We start from the raw sequence: 25,445 nt of genomic DNA, 5'->3' as shown, positions 1-25,445 counted from the left end.
CACCGAAAACAACTGCAGACAGCGTATAATTGGCACAAATTTAATCTTAGCCACTCTCATGCAAATTACTACCCGCCTTGAATTTGATGCTGGTCATCGCATTCCCAGCCATAAAAGCCAATGTAAAAATTTACATGGTCACCGCTATGCGATTGAAATCACTTTATCTGGCGACATTATCTCGCAAGAAAATACCTCGGAAAATGGCATGGTGATGGATTTTTCTGATGTAAAAAAAATTGCCAAGAATTCCGTGGTGGACGTCTGGGATCATGCCTTTCTAGTTTACCAACATGACAGCGAGGTATTGAGCTTTCTGAATACTTTAGCTAATCATAAAACAGTGATTTTTCCAACCGTGCCTACCGCAGAGAACATGGCTGCCGAAGCCTTTCGCATACTTAAAAATCAGTATCATGACACTTATGGTAACCATTTGAAGCTAGAAAAAGTACGCCTATATGAAACACCGAATAACTGGGCAGATGCGCTGAGTTAAATACAGCTAAGTGAAGATAATAAGCTTAAATAAACATTAATACTAAGCCATTTCCTCACCGCGTTCCGCGTAATTTTTAGCCACCCAATGTCGGTAATCACCGCTCGTCACATTGGCAACCCAGTCCTGGTGCTCTAAATACCAGCTCACCGTTTTTTCAATCCCTGATTCAAACGTTTCTTTTGGTTTCCAGCCTAACTCCTTGGCTATCTTCGTTGCATCAATTGCATAGCGCTGATCATGACCTAGCCTGTCCTCTACAAATGCAATTTGATCAGCATACGATTTACCATCAGCACGGGGCTTTTTAATATCGAGTATTCTACATAAAGTTTTTACCACTTCGATATTAGGTTTTTCATTCCATCCACCAATGTTATAAACCTCCCCAACATTCCCTGCCTCCAACACGCGTCTAATCGCTGCACAGTGGTCCTCTACATAGAGCCAATCGCGAATCTGATGTCCTGTACCATAAATTGGTAATGGCAGCTCTGAGAGCGCATTATGAATTACCAGTGGTATCAATTTCTCAGGAAAATGATGTGGACCATAATTGTTAGAACAATTGGTGGTGAGCGTCGGCAAGCCATAAGTATGATGATAAGCACGGACTAAATGATCAGAAGCTGCTTTTGAAGCAGAATACGGACTATTGGGTGCATAGGTGTGGTTTTCAGTGAATGCTGCATCATTTTTACCGAGCGAACCATAAACTTCATCCGTGGATACATGTAAAAAGCGAAACTGCTTACGATGCGCTTCACTCAGGCTAGTCCAGTAGGCACGCACCGCTTCTAATAAATGAAACGTACCGACTACATTGGTTTGGATAAAATCTTCGGGGCCATGAATTGAGCGATCTACATGACTCTCTGCAGCAAAATTCACGATTGCATAAGGCTTATGCTCGGCTAACAACTCGGCCAAAAGGGCTTGGTCCCCAATATCACCATGAACAAAGAAATGTTGCGGGTTGTGTTCGATTTCAAGCAGATTTTCTAAATTTCCTGCATAAGTCAATTTATCAAGATTCACCACCTTGCCCAAACCCTGTTTAACCCAAGCCAATACAAAATTAGCACCAATAAAACCAGCTCCGCCTGTCACAATAATCGTTTTATTCATCTTCTTACTTTCTAAATATCTGTTTTCGATTGACTGCTCTTATTACAAAAGTTTGTTCAAGTTTTTATTCTGCCGCATTTTTTGGTTCTAAATTATTCCATACGCAATTGCCAGACTTCGATAATCCAGCTAAATATTCACGATGTGCCGATATTTCTGCTTCATTGGCTAATTTAATTTGCAGTGGTGTTGCTAATTGTGCCGCAAAATCATGTTGTGCGTTACGCGGCTTTTCAATATCCATCATCAAACTGTCTTGCCCCCGCGTCATCGCCATGTAGACATCGGCCAACAATTCAGCATCCAGCAAGGCACCATGCAGAGTACGACGTGAGTTATCAATGCCATAGTGCTTACATAGCGCATCTAAGCTATTTCGCTGACCTGGTCGCATTTCTTTCGCCATTTTAAGCGTATCGGTCACCTTAGCAACAATGCTTTCCACAGGACGCTGTTCGATTAAACCGAATTCGCAATTCAAGAAGCCTACGTCAAATGGCGCGTTGTGCATAATCAACTCGGCATCAGCAATAAAAGCAATTAAATCATTCGCAATATCAGCAAAGCGTGGTTTATCTTGTAAAAACTCCAATGAAATACCATGCACTTCCTGCGCACCTTGGTCAATTTCACGGTCTGGATTTAAATAGTAGTGAAAATGCTGTTTAGTCAGTCGACGATTCACCACCTCCACGGCCGCCACTTCAATAACCCGATGACCTTGCGCATGATATAAACCCGTGGTTTCTGTATCTAAAAAGATTTGCCGCATGATTTCACTTTCACATTAATATTCTGTTTATGCACTTAATTTAGCTGCTTACTGCTACTAGATATTGGCTAAAATTTGCTCCACGCCCTTATTGGCTAACATATCAGCTCGCTCGTTCCCAACATTACCCGCGTGTCCCTTAACCCAAATCCACTGCACAGTGTGTTGCTGCGCCAGCACATCCAAAACTCGCCAGAGGTCGTCATTTTTTACCGGCTTCTTATCTGCAGTTCTCCAATTGCGGGCCTTCCAGCCTGTTATCCATTCCGAAATCCCTTTTTGCACATAGACAGAATCAGTAAACACCTTGGCATGACACGAACGATTTAACGCCTCTAACGCACGTATAACCGCGGTAAGTTCCATACGATTATTCGTAGTTAACAACTCACCACCAAACAATTCTTTCTCATTGCCATTATAGCTAATCCATGCACCCCATCCACCTGGGCCGGGATTACCTTTGCAAGCACCATCCGCATAGATTTCAACTTCCACTTTATTGCTCATATTTTTTTCTGCTATTTTTTTTATTGAGAGATAATTTTGACGAATGCATTTGTGTTGGTTTTGAACGGGTTGGGCCAATAACAAGCGATGATTTTAATGGTGACAATTTCCAATTAGGCTTAATAGGCGTCATACCCGCTACGCGTTTTTTTGCCACAATAAAGTACACGCCACCTAGCATCGCACAGCGTTGCCCACTAACTTTATCTAAAAATAAAAAGCGTCGATACCATACAGTCTGTTCAAAGGGCGGCACATGGCAGCACATTTCAACTGACACCACTTCAAACCCCAACAAGGCTAACCAATCTTTCAAACGCGCTAAGCCTATAAATTTGCCATTCCATGGGTAGCTTGCTGTATCGGAAAATAATTTCTTAAAACTAGCAGTTGCACCCCAAAGGCTGAGCTGATTAAAGCCTGAAATCAACAAGTGCCCTTCAGGCATCATTACTCTTGCGGCTTCGCGTAGTGTTTGATGCGGACGCTCGCTGAACTCTAAGCGATGTGGCAATAATAATAAATCTAAGCTCATATCGGCAAATGGTAGAAAGTCATCACTGCAACTTAAGTGATATTGCACCTCATTGTCCACAAAAGCTGAAGCAACATAACGATTGGGGATACGAGAATTACGCAATAAGGGTAATTGCTCGTAACCCATTTGCAGGGCATTAAATCCAAACAAATCGAATACTGCCTGATCATACAAAGCCTGCTCTTTGGCCTGCAAATATCGACCTACGGTTGAGTCAAACCAAGATTGCTGCTGAATTTGAGGTAAGCTAGCGGCTATTGACATTTAAATAAGTAGAGCAAATGATTGACAGTATGCATCATGATTTGCAAATTATACCAATTCCAGCCTTTAAGGATAATTATATCTGGCTAATACACAATGGCCTTCACGCAGCCATTGTCGATCCTGGGGATGCAATCCCCGTCCTTGAAATACTTGATCGACTAAACCTAAAGCTTACAGTAATTTTAATTACACACCATCACTATGACCATATCGACGGGGTAGCTACACTCCTTAAGCACTCTCCAGATATCCAGGTATATGCGCCTAAACTAGACCAGTACCTTTTTGAGCATGCGCCAGTGGGCGAGCCTGATAAGATCAGCATTAAAGAACTTAATATCATCTTTAGTCTAATCGATTTACCCGGCCACACATTAGGCCATGTGGCCTATTATTCCGAAAAGAATCAGCTCCTTTTTTGTGGTGACACCTTGTTTGGTGCGGGTTGTGGGCGGCTGTTTGAAGGTACTGCTTCACAAATGTACCAATCGTTACAAAGGCTGTCGGCGTTGCCCCCAGCAACAAAAGTTTACTGTTCGCATGAATACACCCTGCAAAACATCAATTTTGCACTCACGCTCGAACAGAACAATTTCTTTTTAATAAACCGCTTTAAACAAACGCAAACATTTCGCGAAAACAACACGCCAAGTTTGCCATCAACTATCGCGTTAGAACGCGCCACCAATCCTTTTTTACGCTGCACCAACAACGAAATCCAATCTTCTATTGGATTAAGTAATGCCGATCCAGTAGAAGTTTTTAGCATACTAAGAAACAATAGAAATCATTACTAATCATTAAGATACGTAAATAAATTAAAGTATATTGTAAATTATATTCGCTTGACCTTATTCTGATTTTTTTGTTACCATCCAGCTATATTTTGATTTTGAGCGTTTTCATGTTTCAGCCTTATTTTTTACACGCCTATCAATTCTTAAGCCGCATTATACCTAACAGCAAGTTTCCAAAAATAAAACATTCCAATCCAATCCATCTGCCTGCTGTTTTCAAGGTACGTATCAAACCGCTGATATTAAGCTTAATCTGCCTAAGCTCCACCACGGCCAATATTGTGCAGGCGGAGTCCAATGTTGCTGGTGAAGAAATCATCATCCACTCCGATGATTCTTTTAGGCCACAAGTGAGAGACTTAGGCACTCTTGATAAACAAGAGCCTAAGAACACTGAGAACACTGAGCTCGGTGACGCGTTTGATAGAGAACTTCATGTTGATTTAAATGACCTTGCTGAGCAAGTCCCAGTTAAAAGTGATGACCTATGGCAACGTATTCGAAATGGCTATGCCATGCCAGACTCCACCTCAAGTTTAGTTACACATCACGAAGAATGGTACAGCTCTCGTCCTGACTACATTAAGCGCATGGTAGAACGTAGTCAGCGCTACTTATTCCATATTGTAGAAGAAGTAGAAAAACGTGGCATGCCGACTGAAATCGCGCTACTACCAATGATAGAAAGCGCCTATAACCCTCAAGCAAACTCAACCAGCAATGCTTCCGGCATCTGGCAATTCATCCCTTCAACTGGCAAGCATTTTGGTTTAAAGCAAAACTGGTGGGTAGACAATAGACGCAATGTTACCTTTGCTACAGACGCAGCACTCGCCTATCTACAAAAGCTCTACAATATGTTTGGCGCTTGGGATTTAGCCCTAGCCGCTTATAACGCAGGGGAAGGCACTGTAGGCAGAGCCATTGAGCGTAACCGTAAACTAGGCTTGCCTATTGATTATGAGAGCATTGATCTACCCGCAGAAACTAGAAACTATGTACCAAAACTGCAGGCGATTAAAAATTTAATGACCAATCCAGAAAATTACGGTCTTAAAATTCAGACCATTGCCAATACGCCCTATTTTGCTAAGGTAATAGCACCTGCCCAGATTGATGCACATTTGGCTGCCAAACTAGCGGAAATTAGTGATGATGAGTTTTTAGCACTCAATCCCAGCAATAAGCGACCCGTCATTGCAAACGAAGGCGAGAAGCACGAACTGCTATTGCCTATATTGGCCGCGCAAGCTTTTAGAAATAACCTGGCTAATTACGACAAACCGTTGGTCAGCTGGCGCACTTATTTCGCAAAGCGCGGTGAGCGTATGGAAAACATCGCTTCTAAATTTGGCATACAGCTCGCTAAACTGCGGAATGTAAATAATCTGCCCACACAGAATAAAATCAAAAAATCCGCTACGATCCTAGTGCCGAATGGCAATAATCTCGATGTTAAAACATCGAACGGTGATAGCGGAACGCAAAAACTTCAACCTTCTACAAACGCTGAAACTAGCACAAATCAGGAATCGGCCAACCTAGACTTAAGTGCGTTGAATAATGCTTATACTGAAAGTAACACGGTAAATGAAAAAGATGAAATTGAACCTGTAGAACAACGCAACGTCTCACACAAAGTAAAAAAAGGGGAAACCTTACAGGGTATTGCACAACGTTATAATGTAACCGTTAAGCAAATAAAAACTGTTAATTCAATCAAAAGGAATCGCGTGAAAGTTGGACAAATCATTTTAATCAAAACTGAAAATACTCAATCCAATCGTCAAAAAAAATCGGCAAAGAGCAATAGCAATAGCAATAGCAATAAAACAAGCGTTTCAAATAACGCCGGAAAGAAAATAAAATCTGCACGCAAAACAGTAAAAAACAAAGCGGTAGCAAGCAAGAAAAAACACCGAAATTAAAAAATTGAGGCTTAGTTTTCGTTAATCATCATGCATTTCTGTCATTTTAAAAAAATTGCATTGCTTGCACTTCTATCTACATGCCTGACCGCCTGTGGTGACGGTTCGGCTAATAAAGAAAATGCTGCGCAAATTAATTACAACATTAATTACCCCTCCAGCAACGGTGGTACTCTAATTGAGGCCACAACAGGTGAACCCAGCGGCTTAATCGCGATGATTGCTGGAGAATCAGCTGCCTCAGCTATCGCAGGCAACATATTTAATAGCTTATTAAAGTACGATAAAGATCTAGAGTTAACTGGCGAATTGGTTGAAAGTTGGGACATTTCAGAAGATCAAAAAACCATTACCTTTCACTTAAAACCAAATTTAAAGTGGGCCGATAACCAGGCGTTAACCAGTGAAGATGTGCTCTTCACTTGGCAAAAGGTTACGGATGAAAAAACACGCACTCCGTATGGTTCTGACTACAAATTGGTGATTAAAGCTGAGACCCCTGATTTGAATACCTTTCGCGTCTCGTATGCGGCACCTTATGCTCCAGCGCTAGAAACATGGGCATCGTTACACATCCTGCCTAAGCACTTGCTCAAAGATCAGGACATCAACAGCACAGCGTTTGCACGCAACCCTGTAGGTAGTCATTATTACAAATTAGATAAGTGGAAAAATGGCCAGTATCTCAAGCTCACGCGCAATGAAAATGCAACTCAAGGACAAGCCAAAATTGATCATTTATTGTCGCGCATTATTCCAGATAAAGCAGCCCAGTTTTTAGAACTCAGCGCAGACAACATTGATTTAATGGGCTTAAACCCAATTCAATATGCGCGGATTTTTCCTGCGAGACCAGACCTCAACAATAAGATTGCACTCTATAAAGAACTTGGCAACAGTTATACTTACCTAGGCTTTAATCTGAAACGCAAACCCTTTGATGACATTCGGGTGCGGCAGGCAATTAACTATGCTATCAATAAGCAGGAAATTATTGATGGTGTGTTATTAGGACTGGGCGAACCAGTAGCTTCACCCTACAAACCTGGCACGCGCTGGAGTAACCCAGAACTTAAACCTTATCCTTACGACCCCAGTAAAGCCAAAGCCTTATTAAAAGCGGCTGGTTATAAAGACCATGACAACGATGGAATTTTGGATAAAGATGGTAAACCGTTTCATTTTGAGATTTTAACCAATCAAAATAAAGAGCGCGAAATGACAGGAGTTTTAATACAACGCCGCCTAAAAGAAATTGGTATTGATGCGAACATTCGTGTACTGGAGTGGGCGAGCTTTCTCGGTCGTTTTATTAAACCAAAAGAATTTGATGTGGTTGTACTAGGCTGGAGCCTATCACTTGACCCTGACCAATATAGTATCTGGCACTCGAGCCAACAGGCGCCTGGTCAGTTTAACTTTATTAGTTACAATAATACACGCGTGGATAAGCTGTTGGAAGCTGGTAGACTAGAACTTGATCCAGATAAACGCATGAAAATCTACCATGAGTTTTCAAAAGTTCTACTCGAAGAAAGTCCGATTGTATATTTATCTGCGGGTTATGGGCTTACAGCTATTCATAAGCGCGTCAAGGGCATTAGCAAGCCTGCTCCTCCTGCTGGGATCGGCCATAACACCTACGAGTGGTACATTCCCAAGGCGTATAGTCGCAACGAGATGAGCGAGCACTAAACTAAAACAATGCTTAACTATCTGATAAAACGTGTGCTTTGGATGATTCCATTACTGGTAGGTATCAGCTTAATTTCATTTTTCATCATGCACTTAGCGCCTGGTGACATCACCACCAGCGAAGCCAGCTTCAACCCCAAAGCGAGCGAAGAATCGCGGCAAAAACTAAGAGAATTGTACAGCCTAGATAAACCGATTATTGTGCAATATGGCTTATGGCTAAAGCGTATGGCGACCTTGGACTTCGGCACTTCCTTCGCCTCACATCAACGGCCAGTTTTTTGGCAAAGCAAAGATAAAGACGGCAATCTAACACTCGGTATGATTCAGGAAGCCCTGCCCATCACACTGTTAATCAACGTGTTAAGCTTAATCTTCATTATCGCCATCGCTTTACCACTCGGAGTTATTTCTGCTCTCAAACAAAATCAACTCGCAGACCGCAGCATCACCTTGTTTGTATTTATTGGCTTTGCAATACCAGGCTTCTGGCTAGCACTGATGCTAATGTATTGGATGGGCGTACAGAACGCATGGCTACCTATTTCAGGCTTACAAAGCATCGAGCATGAAAATATGGGCTGGCTAACGCAAATCTTAGACACATTGAAGCATTTAGTTTTACCCGTGTTCATCTCAGCAATCACAGGTCTAGCGGGCATCTCATTATTTGCACGGAATGGCATGTTAGAAGTGCTAAATCAGGACTACATCACCACGGCAAGATCAAAAGGTTTAAGTGAAAATCGTGTGGTTTATGGCCATGCACTGCGCAACGCCCTCTTGCCACTCATCACTATACTAGGCCTCGCCATACCTGGTTTAATAGGTGGCTCGGTCATCACAGAAAGCATTTTTGCTATCCCCGGGATGGGAAAGTTATTTTATGACGCGGTGCTGATGCGGGACTTTCCAGTAATTATGGGCATTTTAACAATAGGTGCTGCACTCACTTTAGTTGGCAATCTATTCGCGGATATCGCTTATGCCTGGGCCGATCCTCGCGTTAGAAGAGGCGTAGTTAAATGAAAGCATCAGCTGTCAATCCTTTAGTTCTACTCGGCTTTGTCATCATCAGTAGCATTTTACTGCTTGCTTTGCTTGCCCCGATCATCTCACCATACGATCCTGATGCAATCGATGTGAAAGCAATTCTGCTTTCACCTTCCACACAACATTTAATGGGAACCGACGGATTAGGCCGTGATGTGTTTTCTCGGATGCTATACGGCGCCCGTATATCACTCATGGTAGGTTTTGTAGCTGTTGGTATCTCTACGGTCATTGGCATCGTGCTAGGAGCTTTGGCAGGCTTTTATCGTGGGTGGGTAGATACCATTGTAATGCGAGTTGTGGATATCATGCTCTCAATCCCGACTTTCTTCTTAATTTTGGCTGTCATTGCGTTTTTAACACCGTCTATCTGGAACATCATGATAGTTATCGGCCTAACATCATGGATGGGTGTAACTAGACTTGTACGAGCTGAGTTTCTAAGTTTACGTAACCGAGAATTTGTACTAGCCGCCCAAACCTTGGGAGCTAAGGACAATCGCTTAATATTTACACATTTACTCCCCAACAGTTTAACACCGATTATTGTCAGTTCAATTCTTGGGATTGCGAGTGCAGTACTAATCGAATCAGGCTTAAGCTTTTTAGGTTTAGGTGTACAGGCGCCACAAGCCTCTTGGGGAAACATACTGACCGATGGAAAAGAGTACATACAATTCGCCTGGTGGCTTTCGCTATTTCCAGGGCTTGCGATATTGATAACTGTGTTAGGGTATAATCTGCTTGGCGATGGGTTACGCGATGCCTATAATCCAAAAAGTGGCCAACACTAGTAGTAAATTTTCAAGCATATAGATAGGAATGATGTCATGGGATTTTTAGCAGGTAAAAAAATATTAATCACAGGTTTACTAAGCAATCGCTCAATCGCCTACGGCATTGCCGCTGCAATGAAACGTGAAGGTGCAGAATTAGCGTTCACTTATCAAGTTGAAAAGCACCAAGAGCGTGTAACCAAATTAGCGGCAGATTTTGATTCCAAGCTAGTATTCCACTGCGATGTGGCAGAAGACAGTCTGATTGAAGCCCTCTTTCCTTCCATTGCTAAACATTGGGACGGTATCGATTCGATCGTACATTCAATTGCATTTGTTCCTAAAGATGCACTGGATGGTGATTATGTAGAGAAAACCACTCGTGAAAATTTTCGCATCGCACACGACATCAGTTCCTATAGCTTTACTGCATTGGCTAAAGCCGCATTGCCAATGATGTTGGGTCGCAATGGCAGTTTACTGACGCTGAGTTATTTAGGCGCAGAGCGCACCATGCCCAACTACAACGTTATGGGTTTAGCAAAAGCCAGCCTAGAGGCTAATGTACGCTATATGGCGCAAAGCTTGGGCCCTAAAGGCATTCGCGTAAATGCAGTTTCTGCAGGCCCAATCAAAACCTTAGCCGCCTCTGGTATTGGTGATTTTGATAAAATGATTAGCTTCAATGAAAAACATGCCGCCTTGCGTCGCAATGTAACCATTGAAGAAGTGGGTAATGCCGCTGCATTTTTATGTAGTGACTTAGCCTCAGGCATCACGGGGGAAATTACTTATGTCGATGGCGGCATGAATATTACCGCTGCAGGTGTTATTGAATAAACTAAGTTTGTCATAAAGACTAACGAATAAAAAAGGCACCTTAGGTGCCTTTTTTACGTATCACTATTCCAGTATGAATAAAATCACTTCACTGCATCACTCAACAGTACTTTTTCATTCACAGTCACTTTAGCCTTTTCACGCAGTGATTGTTTATACGCGGCAAGATACTCATTTGCTAGCGCCGCAGTTAATGCTTTCTTGGCTAGTTGTTTTGCTTCTTCCTCATCAGAAGAAGTATCAACCTTAATCACTTTAACTAATAGATAGCCTTGCTTTTCATCTGTCAAACCAGAAAAAGCAGGTAATTTTGCTACATTTGTTTTAAATACCTGATTCATCGCTAAATCAGTTAATCCTTGTGCATTTCTACGATCTACAGTTACCTCTGGTATCCACTCGATGCCAACGGCATCCTTACCCTCACGCAGATTTTTCAGAGCCGCCTCACCCTTTTCTGTGGCTAGTTTAGATGCGGCTTCTAATTTTAGCAAAGCTTCAATTCCAGACTTTACTTCTTCAAAGTTTTTCGGTGCTGCAGGTTTGTACTCAACAACTCGAGCCGACACTAAGTTATTGGGTGAAACTTCAACCGCTTCAGTATTTCGGCGGTCTTTAAGCACTTCGCTAGAAAAAACCAAATTCATGATTTTTTCATTATTTTTAAAGAATTTAGTACCCGTCTCACGATTTAACCAATCCGACTTTTGTACCTGCCCACCAAAGACTTTAGCGGCGGGCTGCAAACTAGTAGATTGCTCATAAACCAAACTATTAAAGTTCTCGGCTTGTTTCGCAAACTCTTCTTGTGCTTTTTGAAACATTAAATCACCCTTGATTTGGGGTTTTAAACTTTCAAAATCAGAACTCTGCCCTGTAATTTCTGTTAACTTAATAATGTGATAACCAAACTCAGATTCAACCAAATTACTGATTTCACCAACTTTCAAACTAAAAGCAGCATCTTCAAATGGCTTAACCATGGCGCCACGCGCAAAACTACCTAAATCCCCACCTTTTACAGCTGAACCTGGATCCTGTGACTCTTTAACTGCTAAGGATTCAAATGATTTAGGATTTTTCTTAATCTCTGCTAAAATTTTCTCAGCTTTTTCTCTAGCTTGTTGTTTCTGTTCAGCACTAGCACTCACTCCGAAGCCAATTAATATATGACTAGCGCGTCTCTGTTCACTTCCTTGAAACTTCGCCGTATTTTCATCATAAAAACGCTTAACTTCAGCATCGTCAACTTTAATGTTACGCATAAAATCAACGGGGGCTAATGTAACAAATTCAAGCTTAACTTTCTCAGGCTCAATCAACTTATCTTTATGTTTTTCGTAATAAGCTTTAACCTGCGCCTCATCTACATTTACTTGGCTTATAAAATCTTTAGTTTTAATCTCAGCTACTGTCACAACACGTTTTTGATTTGTTAGCTTTAAAGTGTCTTCCGCACGCGCGTTAGAAATAAATCCAAGTCTTGCAATACCATCTTGCGCTTGTTGTGCCAACAAATCTGCACGCATCCCAGCTTCAAATCGACTCGGCGTAAGTTGATTCTGCGATAAAGTTTGATCATAAAGTTCTTGAGAAAACTTACCGTCTTTCTGAAATTCAGGCATACCAGTAACATAAGTAGCCAAATGCTCATCGCTGATAGCATATTTAGCACGCTGGATTTCATCACTTAATAACTGCTTATTGATTAACTGGTTGAGCACTAGTGATTTAACTTCTGGGCTTTCTAATTGCGCCTGATCAAACTTACCTTCAGACTGCAAGCGATTACGCATGTTTTTCAATGCATTATCGTATTCTTGTATGGTTATCTCATTTCCTCCAACTTTTGCTACAGTAACATTGCTGCCGGCATTGCTCAAATAGGAGTCTATTCCAAACAACGCAAAAGGAACTGCAATAATAGCCAACAAAGCCTTGCCAACCCAGCCCTGAGCTACGGTGCGAATTTCATCTAACATAAAAATCTCTACCCTTAAAAATAAGTTCTATGCAACTTAACTTGGATTAATCTGATTTATTCGGTTTAATCTGAACCAAACTTAATACCACTTCTACAGTCTGACTGTAGCGCGCAAAATTAAAACCTGACTAATATATCATAAGATATGCATAGGTAATTTCTTAACCTGCAAATTCATTTTGCTAGTGAATTCATTTTGCTAGTGCAGTAAAAGAAAAATTACAAATAAAAATAGCGAGTCCTAGGACTCGCTATTTTTTTTGGCGGAGCGGACGGGACTCGAACCCGCGACCCCCTGCGTGACAGGCAGGTATTCTAACCAACTGAACTACCACTCCAAAAACTTCACGTATATACATCAAAAACACGTATCTATTCGCGTACCTACCATTATCAATACTGATAATATTTCTTGCAAAATAAAAGAGTGCTTAAATTACCAGCACTCTCAAATTTATTAAATAAGGAACGACTTAGTCACACTATTCGGTTTACTGGTGGGTGCTAACGGGGTCGAACCGCTGACATTCGCCTTGTAAGGGCGACGCTCTACCAACTGAGCTAAGCACCCTGCTTAACCAACAAGAACGCTAGTTTACAGCATCTTTTAGTGATTTACCAGCCCTAAATTTGGGCGAGTTTGCCGCTTTAATCTTAATTGTTGCGCCTGTTCGAGGATTACGGCCGTTGCGTGCTGCGCGTTTGCCTACATAAAAAGTACCGAACCCAATTAAAGTAACTAAGTCGCCTTTTTTTAATGCTGTTGTTATTGAAGCTGTTGTTGCGTCTAATGCACGGCCAGCTGCTGCTTTTGAAATGCCTGCTGCACTTGCAATGCTGTCAATCAGTTCTGATTTATTCACGTGTAATCCTCTCTTAAGTTTTATTAAAAAAATTAAAAATGTAGTTGGATATTTACTACCCGTACAGCTTTATATCAAGCCAGCAAAGGCCGTGTCAAGTGTTTAAACTTAAGATTTACACTTATTTTCTTAGTGCTTCACCCCTTCAGTTACGACCGTTTTACTTTCCGCTGTTTTTTCAGCAACTTGTGCATCATTTGTGACAATTGCATTAACTTCGCTTTGCTCAGGTAATGGTACTGGTTGTGACGATAATGCTAATGCTAATACTTCATCAATCCATTGGACAGGGTGAATATCCAGATGATTTTTAATATTTTCAGGAATATCAGCCAAATCTTTAACGTTTTGATGTGGAATTAACACGGTTTTAATACCGCCACGATGTGCAGCAAGCAACTTTTCTTTTAACCCACCGATTGGTAACACTTCACCTCTTAAAGTTATTTCACCGGTCATCGCAACATCTGCACGAACTGGAATGCCAGTTAAGATTGAAACTAGTGCGGTGGTAATTGCAATACCTGCACTAGGGCCATCTTTTGGAGTTGCTCCTTCTGGAAAATGGATATGAATGTCGTTTTTTTCATAAAAATCGTCCGAAATGCCGAGCCGTCTAGCACGGCTGCGCACTACGCTCATCGCCGCCTGTGTCGACTCTTTCATCACCTCACCCAATTTACCGGTCGTCGTTGTTTTCCCTTTACCGGACAACAAAACAGCCTCAATTGTAAGCAATTCTCCGCCTACCGATGTCCAGGCAAGACCCGTTACTTGGCCGACTTGATTTTCTTTTGATGCAACACCGTAATCGTAGCGCTGTACCCCTAGATATTTATCTAATGTTTTAGGCGTTACAACAACCTTTTTAGCTGCTTTAGCGCCCTCTTTTGCTTTGGTAGTGAGCAATTCTTTAACTACTTTTCTGCAGACCTTAGAAACCTCTTGCTCTAGCTTACGCACACCCGCTTCACGTGTGTAATAACGCACGATATCCCGCACAGCTTCTTTTGAAACATTGATTTCAAAATCTTTTAGGCCGTGAGATTTTAACTGCTTTGGCAATAAATAACGCATAGCGATATTTACTTTTTCATCTTCGGTATAGCCCGACAAATGTATAATTTCCATGCGATCTAATAATGCCGCTGGAATATTCATCGAGTTCGCTGTTGCCACAAACATCACATCGGACAAATCGTATTCAACTTCAACATAATGATCGGCAAAGGTATGGTTTTGTTCAGGGTCAAGCACTTCAAGCAAGGCTGATGAAGGGTCACCACGCATATCCTGCCCCATTTTATCGACTTCATCGAGTAAAAATAATGGATTTTTTACGCCTACCTTGCTCATGCTTTGCAAAATTTTTCCTGGCATAGACCCAATATACGTACGTCTGTGACCACGAATTTCAGACTCATCTCTTACACCACCCAAGGCCATACGTACGAATTTACGATTTACCGCCTTAGCAATACTTTGTCCAAGTGATGTTTTACCGACACCTGGTGGACCAACTAAGCAAAGTATCGGTGCTTTAATTTTATCTACACGTTGTTGTACGGCTAGATATTCAACAATACGCTCTTTAACCTTTTCAAGACCATAATGGTCATCGTCTAATACCTTCTCAGCCGCCAACAAATCTTTACTGATTTTTGTTTTTTTCTTCCACGGTAAATTAATTAGGATATCTATATAGTTCCGTACTACTGAGGCTTCAGCAGACATCGGCGACATTAGTTTGAGCTTCTTGAGTTCACTGGCAACTTTTGCCAATGCCTCTTTCGGCATACGTGCAGCTTCTATGCGCTTCTCAAGCTCATCCATTTCTGCATTTTCATCTTGCTCACCCAGTTCTTTTTGAATGGCTTTTACTTGCTCGTTCAAATAATATTCGCGTTGCGTTTTTTCCATTTGACGCTTAACACGCCCGCGGATGCGCTTTTCCACTTGCAGAATATCAATTTCACCTTCCATCAAACGTAATAAATGCTCTAAACGTTCAGCAACACTAAACATTTCAAGTATCTTTTGTTTTTCGTCGAGTTTTAAGGTTAAATGTGCGGCAATCGTATCCGCCAAACGTCCAGCTTCATCAATGCTGGCGAGCGACGTGAGTATTTCAGGCGGGATTTTTTTATTTAGTTTTACATACTGGTCAAACTGAGCAAAAACTGTGCGCATCAGCGCTTGAATCTCAACATCATTCACTGATTCAGCAATGAGGTCCGCACGAGCTGCAAAACACTCTTCTGTTTCAATATAGCCAGAAACTTTAGCACGTTGCACACCTTCAACCAGCACCTTGACAGTACCATCTGGCAACTTGAGCATTTGCAATACCGTTGCCACGGTACCAACCTCATATAAATCTGAAGCATCGGGTTCATCTTTATTTGCAGACTTTTGAGCCACTAATAAAATCTGTTTATTGCCTTCAGAGGCAATTTCCAAGGCTTTGACAGATTTTGTACGCCCGACAAACAAGGGAATCACAAGATGTGGGTAAACCACTACATCACGTAATGGCAATACAGGCAATAAGCCGTCAGCTGGGGAATATACAGGTAATGATTTTGTCATGGTGACTTTCAAATTAAGCTAAAGTGTTAAGCCAATAATGCCTACAGAATCATTTATGGGGCTAAATTCAAATACTTCAAGTTTAAAATAGCCGTTATTGCATTAATTTTAAACTTGAAATAAATGTCTACCGACTTCAGCCAACAGCTTCTTCGGTTGCTTTATCTTCATAAATCAATATCGCTGGTGTATCTCCCCGAATGACGCCTTCATCTATCACCACTTTAGTTAAGTTTTCTAACGATGGAAGCTCATACATAATTTCGAGTAAAGAATGCTCTAAAATTGAACGTAAACCACGCGCCCCTGTTTTTCGCTCTAGCGCCTTCTTAGCAATCAACAACAGTGCCGATTCGCGAAACTCAAGCTCAACGCCTTCCATTTTAAATAACTTAATGTATTGTTTGGTCAGTGCATTTTTTGGCTCTGTTAAAATAGTCATCAGCGCGGCTTCATCCAACGACTCCAGCGTTGCAACCACTGGCAAACGACCAATAAATTCTGGAATTAAACCAAATTTAATCAAATCTTCTGGCTCAACATCACGAAGAACCGCGCCAACTTGACGAATATCATTTTTGCCTTTTACTTCTGCACCAAAGCCAATACCGCCTTTTTCTGAACGTAGACGAATTACTTTTTCTAAACCATCAAACGCACCACCACAGATAAATAAAATGTTGGTTGTATCCAGCTGAACGAATTCCTGGTTTGGATGCTTACGACCTCCCTGTGGAGGAATTGAAGCCACGGTCCCTTCAATCAACTTAAGCAAGGCCTGTTGCACGCCTTCGCCTGATACATCACGCGTAATTGAGGCATTTTCAGATTTTCGTGAAATCTTATCGACTTCGTCAATATAAACGATACCGCGCTTGGCTTTTTCAACGTCGTAATCACACTTCTGCAATAGTTTTTGCATTATATTTTCGACGTCTTCACCTACATAACCAGCTTCTGTCAAGGTTGTCGCATCTGCCATTACAAAGGGGACATCAAGCAATCTTGCCAAAGTCTGTGCTAACAAAGTTTTACCAGAACCGGTTGGTCCAATTAACAAAATATTACTTTTTGAGATTTCCACTTCGTCTTTTTGACCGCCATCAGACAAATTATTATGCCCTAAGCGCTTATAGTGGTTATACACCGCTACAGCTAAGTTCTTTTTGGCGTGTGTTTGCCCAATGACATACTGATCAAGAATCTTACAAATCTCTTGAGGCGTAGGTAGGCTTTCATCGGTTGATTTTAATCCATCAGTATTTTTAACTTCTTCTCTGATGATATCGTTACACAAGTCAACGCATTCGTTACAAACGAATACAGAAGGTCCTGCAATGAGTTTTTTTACTTCATGCTGACTTTTGCCACAAAAAGAGCAATAAAGTAATTTGTCGCCATCGGCTTTAGTCGCCATCGATCTTGTCCTATTTATAAAAATAGCTTAGTTTGCTGGTCACTTGCGTCAACTCATAAGCTTTTAACACACCGTTCGTTACTTGATTATCGACTCAAAAAAGAGCAACTTGAGAGTAATCTTAAGCCGCTTCTGTGCGACTTGCAATCACCTTATCAATCATTCCATACTCTACAGACTGCTCAGCGCTCATAAAGTTGTCACGTTCTGTATCACGATCAATTTCTTCCGCTGTTTTACCTGTGTGGTGCGCCAAGATAGCATTCAGCTTGCCACGCAAATACAAAATTTCTTTTGCATGAATCTCAATATCCGTAGATTGACCTTGGAAGCCGCCAGAAGGTTGATGAATCATGACACGTGAATTAGGCAAACTAAAGCGCTTGCCTTTAGCACCTGCCGCTAACAAAAATGCTCCCATACTCGCTGCTTGACCGATACATAAAGTACTAACATCTGCTTTAATAAACTGCATGGTGTCGTAGATTGACATACCCGCCGTCACAGAACCGCCAGGTGAATTGATATAGAGTGAGATATCTTTATCTGGATTTTCCGCTTCCAAAAACAACAACTGCGCTACCACAAGATTGGCTGACATGTCATTTACAGGACCTACCAGAAAAATCACACGTTCTTTAAGCAAACGGGAATAAATGTCGTATGAACGCTCACCACGACCACTTTGCTCCACCACCATGGGGATATAGCCTAAGTCTTGCGGATTCCAATCTTGCGCTAATTGCAATTGCTGCGTCTTATTCATTTAAGCATTTCCCATTAAATCATCGAATTTAACTTTTTTATCTGTTACTTTTGCTTTGGACAACACCCAAGCCACAGCATTCTCTTCCGTTGCCAAGGCAGATGGCTCGTCTAAACGTTTAGGGTCGGCATAGTACCAAGTTACAACATCAGAAGGACGCTCGAAACTTTGGGAGAACACATCAACCATCGCACGAATCTGATCTGCATTGGCATGCAAGCCATTACTATTAATAAGCTCACCTAAAATCAAACGCAGTTTAGTACTACGCTTTGCCTGATCTTCAAACATAGCTGGTTCAAGCTTAATTGCCGACAAATCTGCACCGCGTTGCTTTAAGTTCTGTGTCGTTGTTTCCATCATGCGATTAATTTCAGAGCCTAATAATACGCGTGGAATTTCAAAATCAGCGCTTTCTACCAAGGCTTGAAACACTTGTTCTTTAAGTTTTGCACTAACACGCTTCGCTACTTCTTGCTTCAGGCTTTCAGTCACTTCCGCTTTCATTTTGGCAACATCACCGTCTTCAATACCTAAACTTTTTGCAAACTCCGCATCAATTTCTGGCAGTTTTGGTTCAGACACACTCACAAAAGTAACATCATATCCCACAGTTTTACCTGCAAGTTGTGCAGGGTTATGATCTGCAGGATAAGTAATTTCAAATTGCTTTGAACTGCCGGCTTTACCGCCTGTTAGTTGATCATCAAACGATTCAACACGACCCGCATCGCCCAACACCAAATCGATACCTTTATCACCAGTTGATTCAACCTCTTTACCATCAATAGAAGCTTTTAGCGTTACATTAATGCGATCCCCTTTTTTTGCGGCACGCTTAACAGGAACGTAATTAACGCGCTGTTTAACCAGAACATCCAATGTCTTTTTAACGTCTGCTTCGCTCACTTCGATGACAGGACGCTCAATTTTAATTTTAGACAAATCACCCAAAACTACTTCAGGGAATACTTCAAATGTAGCTGTGTATTCTAAGGTTTCAGAAGCAGCACCGAACGGTTTATGTTCAATATTCGGGAAACCCGCTACACGTAATTTAGCCTCATCAACCGCATCACCAAAGCTTTTTTCCACCGCACCTGAATAGACTTCATCGCGCACTTGGTCTCCATAATGCTGATTCACTAAGCCCAAGGGTGCTTTACCGGGTCTAAACCCTGCGAACTTTGCCGTGCGGGACATTTGTGCTAGGCGTTGGTGAATTTGCGCTTGTAGCGGTTGTAATGGTACAGAAATCGTAATACGACGTTCTAATTTACTGAGTGTTTCAACATTCAATGCCATGCTATGTTATTCCTAAAGTTCTAAATGCAAACAATGTAAGCGAATTTTTAATTATCATTTCACTAACATACTGCTTTTAATTAAGTAAGTTGGTACGAAAGACGAGCATCAAAACTATGATTTGACGGTAGTTACAGCGAATTATTTATAACTCGCGCAATATTTTTTTATCAAAAAAATGCCAAAAAATTATAAGTTTTTTAGGCTCATCACTTCGCTTTATTTAAGCGGGAAACTATAGCATATTAGGCTTTTCTTAACAAACGACTCCAACAATTTAATTTACTTATGCTTTAAACAATAAAAATATAGACTTGAGCGGCATGTTCGAGTAAATCCATCATTAACTAAATACTGGACAAACCAGATTCCTAACAAATTCTCTCTCTTATGGATAGGCCACAAAAAAAACGGGGCGCTAAAGCACCCCATTTTAAACTCACTATATTAAACTTAGTTACCAAGTTCGTTTTACATAGAACGTTAATTTTGCCGCATTTAAATCTCTACCATCTGCAGTATAAAACCCCTGACTTTCCACATCAAATGTTCTGGTAAAAATTGCACCTGCATTGAAACCTTCTAATGGTTTACCTGTTCCTGATAATGCGAAATCACGGTTCAAACCGATCGCAAAATCACCCTGATTTCCACCCAAACCGCTTGTATCTTGATACCCTACCTTAGCAATAAAATTCAAGTCCCCAATAGGAAGTTTTTGATTTACTTTCAATTCATGATATTCAGCATTTTTACTATCTGGAGCACCATAATAATCTGTCAAAGCATTATAGTAAGTATAGGTAAGGAATTTGTAAGAGATAGCAGCAGACACTTCAAATGTATCAATAGATTCACCATCTAATTTTTTATTATGAGGGTACCAATAATAATTACCCAGTAAATTAATTCCTAACCCATTATCAAAGGTATGAGCATAACCGCCATAAACATCCACCTCTAATGAATTGCCAGCTGCAAACTCTTTATCGATATTAGAAAACCATGTGCCTGCATAAAACCCACTACTATGCGCATAATCCGCACCACCTTGTAGTGCTGGGCCATCACTTAAAGCAACACCACGAAACATATAATTGCTATACAAACCAAGATTAAATGTAAATGAATGCGGAGATTCAGGCTCCGCCTGAGCGGCAGCAGGCGCAACCGTGGCTGGGGCTGCATCTTCAGCAGAAGCGTAAGCACAGTTCAATAAAATTGGTGTTGCAATTAATGCGCTCACCACATGTCGATTTTTAATCCAAGCTAAAGTACTCATATAACTCCCTTGTGTGTTAATAATGTATAGCTAACTTAAAGTATTCCCGTGAGAAATATATTCTATCAATTACTACTTGGGTGCAACCTATTACTAACATAAATGCAACAATTCATCATAAATACAACAAATTGATGTGGTGATATTCGGTGCAAATCTGAAAATTACGCACCAAAATTGAGCGTAGCTGAGAATTTAGCTCTTGCTCAAAGCAAGCAGACTATCTTTAGACATCGTTTTGATATCAAACGTTAGCCAATAAACCTTTTTCAATCGCAAAGGCCGTGAGAGCCGCAGAGTTGCGTAGATTAAGTTTTTTCATCAGATTTGCTCGGTGCTTTTCTACGGTTTTGACACTGATACACATTAATGAAGAAATCATCTTATTCGTGTTACCTTCTGCTACCAGTTTCAGAACTTCACGCTCTCGTTTTGCCAGCGTTTCCCACGCTGAAGGCGAGGATGCATTTGCTCCTCCCATATAACCACTTACAATCTGTTCGGAAACTTCTGGTGATAAGTAGCTTTTGCCATTCAGCACTTTGTTAATTGCCAGCATCAATTCTTCACGAGTGGCATGTTTGAGCACATACCCATCGGCGCCCGCATGCAGGCAATCACGTATATACTCTTCGGCTTTATGTGCCGTCAGCATCATCACTTTGATGCCCGGCTCTCTTCTTTTAATGTCTATTAGTGCTTCTGTGCCATTCATGACAGGCATATTAATGTCCATCAAGATTAAATCAGGTTTCAGTGCAACGGCCTGCCTTACCGCATCCAGGCCATTATCCACACCGCCGATTACTTCCATATTCGGGTCAGAAGCAATAATGGTAGTTAATCCATCACGCAACAAAGTGTGGTCTTCAACAATCAATATTCGGTATTTTATTTCCATCCGACTATATTACCCGACTATAGTTAAATAAAGCATAATTAAAGCACTGAGATTAAAGATCATATATTAATGCACAGTGAAGATTCGCATTCCTCAGCGATAAGCTAATTGCTTATTGAATGTAGCACCACCTAGAAATTTTATCGGAAAACAGTGTTTAATTGCAATAACTGCAATGCAGTCATTATCGACCACGTCTATCACGCCGACCTGAACGATTGTCGATGAAAGCACGCTTTTCTTTCGGCCAGATGCAAATGACTTTAGTACCAGCATTCGGCGCACTACTGACAGAGAATTCGCCACCGGAGTTCTCTACACGCTCTCGCATGCTGACAAGGCCCATCCCTTTTGACTCACTATACCCTTGCTGACTTGCTACTTTCGTATAGTCAAAACCAATACCATCATCACATACTTCTAAATGTATCGATTTATTGGCATCTTTTATCGAGATATTGATATGTTTGGCTCGGCTGTATTTCGTGGCGTTATTAACGGCCTCTTGCACAATACGAAAGATCTCCGTTTTAAGGCTGGCAATAATATCAAGTTCATTGACATTGGTTTTATCAAAGCTGAAATCAACATGCGGGCTTGCCTGTTTTGCCTCACGACAAAACCAACTGAGTGTTGCCAAAACGCCAATATCATCGAGCAGTGACGGTCGCAAATCCATAGAGATTCTTCGTACTTCCTCGATAGCGCCTTGTAATTTCGGAATTACCGAGGCAAATTGTTCAGACGCAGACAAAGCGGGCGTTTCTGTTAGATCTCGAATATTATTTTCTACGTAGAACTTAATTGCACTTAAGGTTTGACCGATACCGTCATGCAATTCAGAGGCAATGCGTTTGCGCTCAAGTTCCTGCGCAAAAAGCACCTGTTTGGCAAGTGAGCGCAGCTTTATCTCGGTTCTGAGTAATTTTTGCTCAATTTCTATTTGGTCATTAATGTCGGTAATTACCGCATAGCTACCAACACAATTTTTATCGGCATCAAGCAAAGGCTGCGGAGCACCCTTAACCCACAAAGCTTTACCAGCCTTGCCTTTCATCTTAAATACATAAGAACTCTCGACACTTTTAGAGTTCTTTAGCCCACCACTCACCCAAGAATCAATGTAATCAACATCAACAAAATCGGTGAATTTTCGCCCGACCACTTCTGTTCGAGGTAAACCGAGAATCTTGAGTAAGTGCCGATTAGCGTAACTTATTTTTTGATCCAAATCCTGAATCACCATACCTTCATTCATCATCTCCACCAAATGCGTGAATTTCTGGCGACTGTCCTTAAATTTAGCCTCAGCCTGTTTGCGTAACTCAATCTCTTGCTTGAGCTTCAAATTAATTTTCTGAAGATTCAAATTTCTCGACTTTATGCGCTTCTCAAGCTTTGTATTCAAGCAGCCAATTTCAAGCTCCACATGCCTGATATCGGTAATATCAGTTATATTGACAACAGCCAAACCGCTTTGAGGTGAATGTTTAGAGGAGAATGCATTGATTTGAAAATGCAAATGCTTATTTAATACAACATCTTGCTTCTGACACTCAGCAACTTGCCCCTTAGCTAACACACTAGCAATTTGTTGATTTAAACTATTCAGATAACAATCTTTATCTTTACAACTTTTGTGTAGAATCTCATGAAGATTGCGTCCACTCGCCAAAGTAACATCGCCCAGTTTCCAATGTTCAATAGCACGATTAACTCGAACAACAGTACCCGCTCCGTTCACCAAGCAGATAATTTGCGGCAATGAATCAACAGCAGACTCCCACTCACGCTTTATCTTCTCTATAAATTTAAAATTAAGCTCGGGGCTAGCAAGTGACTGTCGTTCAGCATCTAGGCTGGCGGAATTATTGGGATCAGCGCTAGATCCTACATTGTTTGCCTTAAGTGAAGTCCAATTAGATTTACTGGTCAAATGACTGCCAGATAAGTTTAATTGACTAATGTCACGAAATATAATCGCCATGTGTCCAGACGTATGAATTTCATCAACACTAATCGGGATTAACTGGATTAATAGATTTCGATTTAACAGTAAATCAAAACCACGATACTCAAGCGTTTCACCCGTAGCCAATACTTTATCAGACAAGCCTAAAAGCTTTTTTAAATCACACTTCTTAGCATTGCATGACGGGTGCAACAGTTCATGTAAAGACCTACCTTTCACGTTTTCTACGTCACCCAACCCCCATTGTTCAATGGTTCTGTTGGCACGCAGAATAACGCCATCTTTGCGGACAATGAAAATGAGTTCTGCAACTGAATCAACAGTCGATTCCCACTCAGATTTCACCTTTTGCACCGTTCGAATTGCGCTGGACTTTGTCACTCGGTAGTCACCTAAAACTGTCATTCAATTATCACATTAATGAAGGAAAAGTACCGATATTTTCGTTGTCTTGAATCATGCAAGGCCAATTTACAGCGCAACACTTAAGCGAACTTAACGGTAATTTACAATAGCATTTAGTGTAATTTATTCCGGCGAACTTTGCCAGAAAGAAAGTCTTCAATAAATCCGACAACTTCTTGAAAAGAAAAGTTACCTTTGCTGAAAAAATGACTAGCGCCACAATTGAATGAAGCTTCACGATACTCGGGCATGTCGTTGACGGACAGAATAACTACGACTGAATCGGAAAATTTTTCAGTTATCGTCTTGGTAAGATCCAACCCCATACCGTCCGGAAGATTAATATCCATAAAGATTAAGTTTTGTGTGTGGTCGTTCATTATTTTAAGTGCGTCGGAGCAAGTCCCCACCTCGGAAATTTGCATTGAAGAAAATCTTTCACGCAACAGATAACTTACCCGCCCTCTGAAATCTTCATTGTCTTCTACCAGCAACATCTTTACTTCAGCTTCAATCATTTCCCCGCCCCAATATTATTATTGATTATTTCCGAGCGCAATTAATCACGAAAAATAATTTTTTTATATACTCAGAAAAATTGACCGTTATTGGGTTCTGGTATCAAAAAATACTCACCATCCCCATCAAATCAAGTCATTCCGATTTAATTTAGAATAGTTGCTATTTAGCCATAGCTGCGTGTTTAGATAAATACCCAGAAACCCTATTTATCATAAGGAAAACTATGAAGTGACGATTTATGTAAGCCGAATCTTCTAGTTGAATTTTAATGCCTAGTAACAGACTCAAAGCCGATTATGGCTGTTGGAGATCACGTTAAAATTAGATATCAGTCGACGTTAATTTTTGAGGGGCTAATTTGAGATACTAGAATTAGAAATTCTAGTTATTGAGAAATAATTTGAAAAAATTAAATCATAAATATAAATTCAAGAAAATATATCTTGGTGCGAAAGGAGAGACTCGAACTCTCACGCCTTACGGCGCTGGAACCTAAATCCAGTGCGTCTACCAATTCCGCCACTCTCGCAGGTAGATACGGCAAAAAACTACGCCGCTTAAAACAAGGCGACATTGTATATCAACTAGCCCCCTTGCGAACAGCACTAAAAGGGAAATTATATAAAAATATTACTC

At 41.0% G+C, this 25,445-nt stretch carries 21 protein-coding genes and 3 tRNA genes; 7 read left to right on the top strand and 17 right to left on the bottom strand.

Features of this window, described 5'->3' with window-relative positions:
* The first annotated feature begins 58 nt into the window (after nt 1-58).
* Nucleotides 59-499 carry a 6-carboxytetrahydropterin synthase QueD gene (queD, locus tag HOO90_RS09440; protein ID WP_292842412.1) on the top strand — a complete coding sequence of 147 codons (441 nt, stop codon included), beginning with the start codon at nt 59-61 and terminating at the stop codon, nt 497-499.
* 42 nt (nt 500-541) lie between these two features.
* Here the strand turns inward: queD and rfbB are convergent, their stop codons facing one another.
* The 4 genes from rfbB to HOO90_RS09420 form a co-directional block, all read right to left on the bottom strand.
* Entirely contained in the window at nt 542-1,627 is a 1,086-nt protein-coding gene (gene rfbB, locus HOO90_RS09435; protein WP_292842410.1) for a dTDP-glucose 4,6-dehydratase, read from the bottom strand.
* Nucleotides 1,628-1,691: 64 nt separating this feature from the next.
* Nucleotides 1,692-2,399 (bottom strand): DNA polymerase III subunit epsilon, encoded by a 708-nt coding sequence (dnaQ, locus tag HOO90_RS09430; RefSeq protein WP_292842408.1) that lies wholly within the window; start codon nt 2,397-2,399, stop codon nt 1,692-1,694.
* Nucleotides 2,400-2,456: 57 nt separating this feature from the next.
* Complete coding sequence (rnhA, locus tag HOO90_RS09425) at nt 2,457-2,909, bottom strand: ribonuclease HI (protein ID WP_292842406.1); 453 nt, start codon at nt 2,907-2,909, stop codon at nt 2,457-2,459.
* Nucleotides 2,899-3,711, bottom strand: coding sequence for a methyltransferase domain-containing protein (locus tag HOO90_RS09420; protein WP_292842404.1), 813 nt, complete (start codon nt 3,709-3,711; stop codon nt 2,899-2,901). The genes rnhA and HOO90_RS09420 overlap by 11 nt, the downstream gene beginning before the upstream one ends.
* A gap of 17 nt (nt 3,712-3,728) precedes the next feature.
* Between HOO90_RS09420 and gloB the strand changes: the two genes are divergently transcribed.
* The 6 genes from gloB (at nt 3,729) to fabI (ending at nt 10,803) form a co-directional block, all read left to right on the top strand.
* Nucleotides 3,729-4,511, top strand: coding sequence for a hydroxyacylglutathione hydrolase (gene gloB, locus HOO90_RS09415; RefSeq protein WP_292842402.1), 783 nt, complete (start codon nt 3,729-3,731; stop codon nt 4,509-4,511).
* Nucleotides 4,512-4,618: 107 nt separating this feature from the next.
* Entirely contained in the window at nt 4,619-6,439 is a 1,821-nt protein-coding gene (locus HOO90_RS09410; protein WP_292842400.1) for a transglycosylase SLT domain-containing protein, read from the top strand.
* Between the two features lie 30 nt (nt 6,440-6,469).
* On the top strand, nt 6,470-8,134 hold the full coding sequence (locus tag HOO90_RS09405; RefSeq protein WP_292842398.1) for a peptide-binding protein: 1,665 nt from the start codon (nt 6,470-6,472) through the stop codon (nt 8,132-8,134).
* A 9-nt stretch (nt 8,135-8,143) separates the two neighbouring features.
* Nucleotides 8,144-9,163 (top strand): ABC transporter permease, encoded by a 1,020-nt coding sequence (locus HOO90_RS09400; RefSeq protein ID WP_292842396.1) that lies wholly within the window; start codon nt 8,144-8,146, stop codon nt 9,161-9,163.
* On the top strand, nt 9,160-9,981 hold the full coding sequence (locus tag HOO90_RS09395; protein ID WP_292842394.1) for an ABC transporter permease: 822 nt from the start codon (nt 9,160-9,162) through the stop codon (nt 9,979-9,981). The genes HOO90_RS09400 and HOO90_RS09395 overlap by 4 nt, the downstream gene beginning before the upstream one ends.
* Nucleotides 9,982-10,017: 36 nt before the next feature.
* Nucleotides 10,018-10,803: an enoyl-ACP reductase FabI gene (fabI, locus tag HOO90_RS09390; RefSeq protein WP_292842392.1), complete on the top strand. Its 786-nt coding sequence runs from the start codon at nt 10,018-10,020 to the stop codon at nt 10,801-10,803.
* Between the two features lie 83 nt (nt 10,804-10,886).
* On the opposite strand, the gene HOO90_RS09385 is transcribed toward fabI, so the two are convergent.
* The 13 genes from HOO90_RS09385 to HOO90_RS09325 form a co-directional block, all read right to left on the bottom strand.
* Nucleotides 10,887-12,785 carry a SurA N-terminal domain-containing protein gene (locus HOO90_RS09385; protein ID WP_292842390.1) on the bottom strand — a complete coding sequence of 633 codons (1,899 nt, stop codon included), beginning with the start codon at nt 12,783-12,785 and terminating at the stop codon, nt 10,887-10,889.
* 263 nt (nt 12,786-13,048) lie between these two features.
* Nucleotides 13,049-13,125: transfer RNA gene (locus HOO90_RS09380), tRNA-Asp, on the bottom strand.
* 157 nt (nt 13,126-13,282) lie between these two features.
* Nucleotides 13,283-13,358: transfer RNA gene (locus HOO90_RS09375), tRNA-Val, on the bottom strand.
* A gap of 19 nt (nt 13,359-13,377) precedes the next feature.
* On the bottom strand, nt 13,378-13,650 hold the full coding sequence (locus HOO90_RS09370) for an HU family DNA-binding protein (RefSeq protein WP_292842388.1): 273 nt from the start codon (nt 13,648-13,650) through the stop codon (nt 13,378-13,380).
* Between the two features lie 129 nt (nt 13,651-13,779).
* The gene (gene lon, locus HOO90_RS09365) at nt 13,780-16,239 is read right to left on the bottom strand and encodes an endopeptidase La (RefSeq protein ID WP_292842386.1); all 2,460 of its coding nucleotides are present in this window, start codon (nt 16,237-16,239) and stop codon (nt 13,780-13,782) included.
* Nucleotides 16,240-16,375: 136 nt separating this feature from the next.
* Nucleotides 16,376-17,656, bottom strand: a complete 1,281-nt coding sequence (gene clpX, locus HOO90_RS09360; protein ID WP_292842384.1) for an ATP-dependent Clp protease ATP-binding subunit ClpX — start codon at nt 17,654-17,656, stop codon at nt 16,376-16,378.
* 121 nt (nt 17,657-17,777) lie between these two features.
* Entirely contained in the window at nt 17,778-18,422 is a 645-nt protein-coding gene (gene clpP, locus HOO90_RS09355; RefSeq protein ID WP_292842383.1) for an ATP-dependent Clp endopeptidase proteolytic subunit ClpP, read from the bottom strand.
* Nucleotides 18,423-19,727, bottom strand: a complete 1,305-nt coding sequence (gene tig, locus HOO90_RS09350) for a trigger factor (protein ID WP_292842381.1) — start codon at nt 19,725-19,727, stop codon at nt 18,423-18,425.
* A gap of 457 nt (nt 19,728-20,184) precedes the next feature.
* Nucleotides 20,185-21,009 (bottom strand): TorF family putative porin, encoded by an 825-nt coding sequence (locus HOO90_RS09345; protein ID WP_292842379.1) that lies wholly within the window; start codon nt 21,007-21,009, stop codon nt 20,185-20,187.
* 244 nt (nt 21,010-21,253) lie between these two features.
* The gene (locus HOO90_RS09340; RefSeq protein ID WP_292842377.1) at nt 21,254-21,910 is read right to left on the bottom strand and encodes a response regulator transcription factor; all 657 of its coding nucleotides are present in this window, start codon (nt 21,908-21,910) and stop codon (nt 21,254-21,256) included.
* A gap of 184 nt (nt 21,911-22,094) precedes the next feature.
* A complete protein-coding gene (locus tag HOO90_RS09335; protein ID WP_292842375.1) occupies nt 22,095-24,287 on the bottom strand; it encodes a PAS domain S-box protein in 2,193 nt (730 codons plus the stop codon).
* Nucleotides 24,288-24,400: 113 nt separating this feature from the next.
* On the bottom strand, nt 24,401-24,805 hold the full coding sequence (locus tag HOO90_RS09330) for a response regulator (RefSeq protein ID WP_292842373.1): 405 nt from the start codon (nt 24,803-24,805) through the stop codon (nt 24,401-24,403).
* Nucleotides 24,806-25,253: 448 nt separating this feature from the next.
* A tRNA-Leu gene (locus tag HOO90_RS09325) sits at nt 25,254-25,338 on the bottom strand.
* Between the last annotated feature and the right edge of the window lie 107 nt (nt 25,339-25,445).

The organism is Methylotenera sp. (assembly GCF_013141425.1).
Lineage (GTDB): Bacteria > Pseudomonadota > Gammaproteobacteria > Burkholderiales > Methylophilaceae > Methylotenera.
The sequence above is the reverse complement of the archived record's forward strand: the minus strand, read 5'-3'. Positions and strand labels throughout refer to the sequence as shown.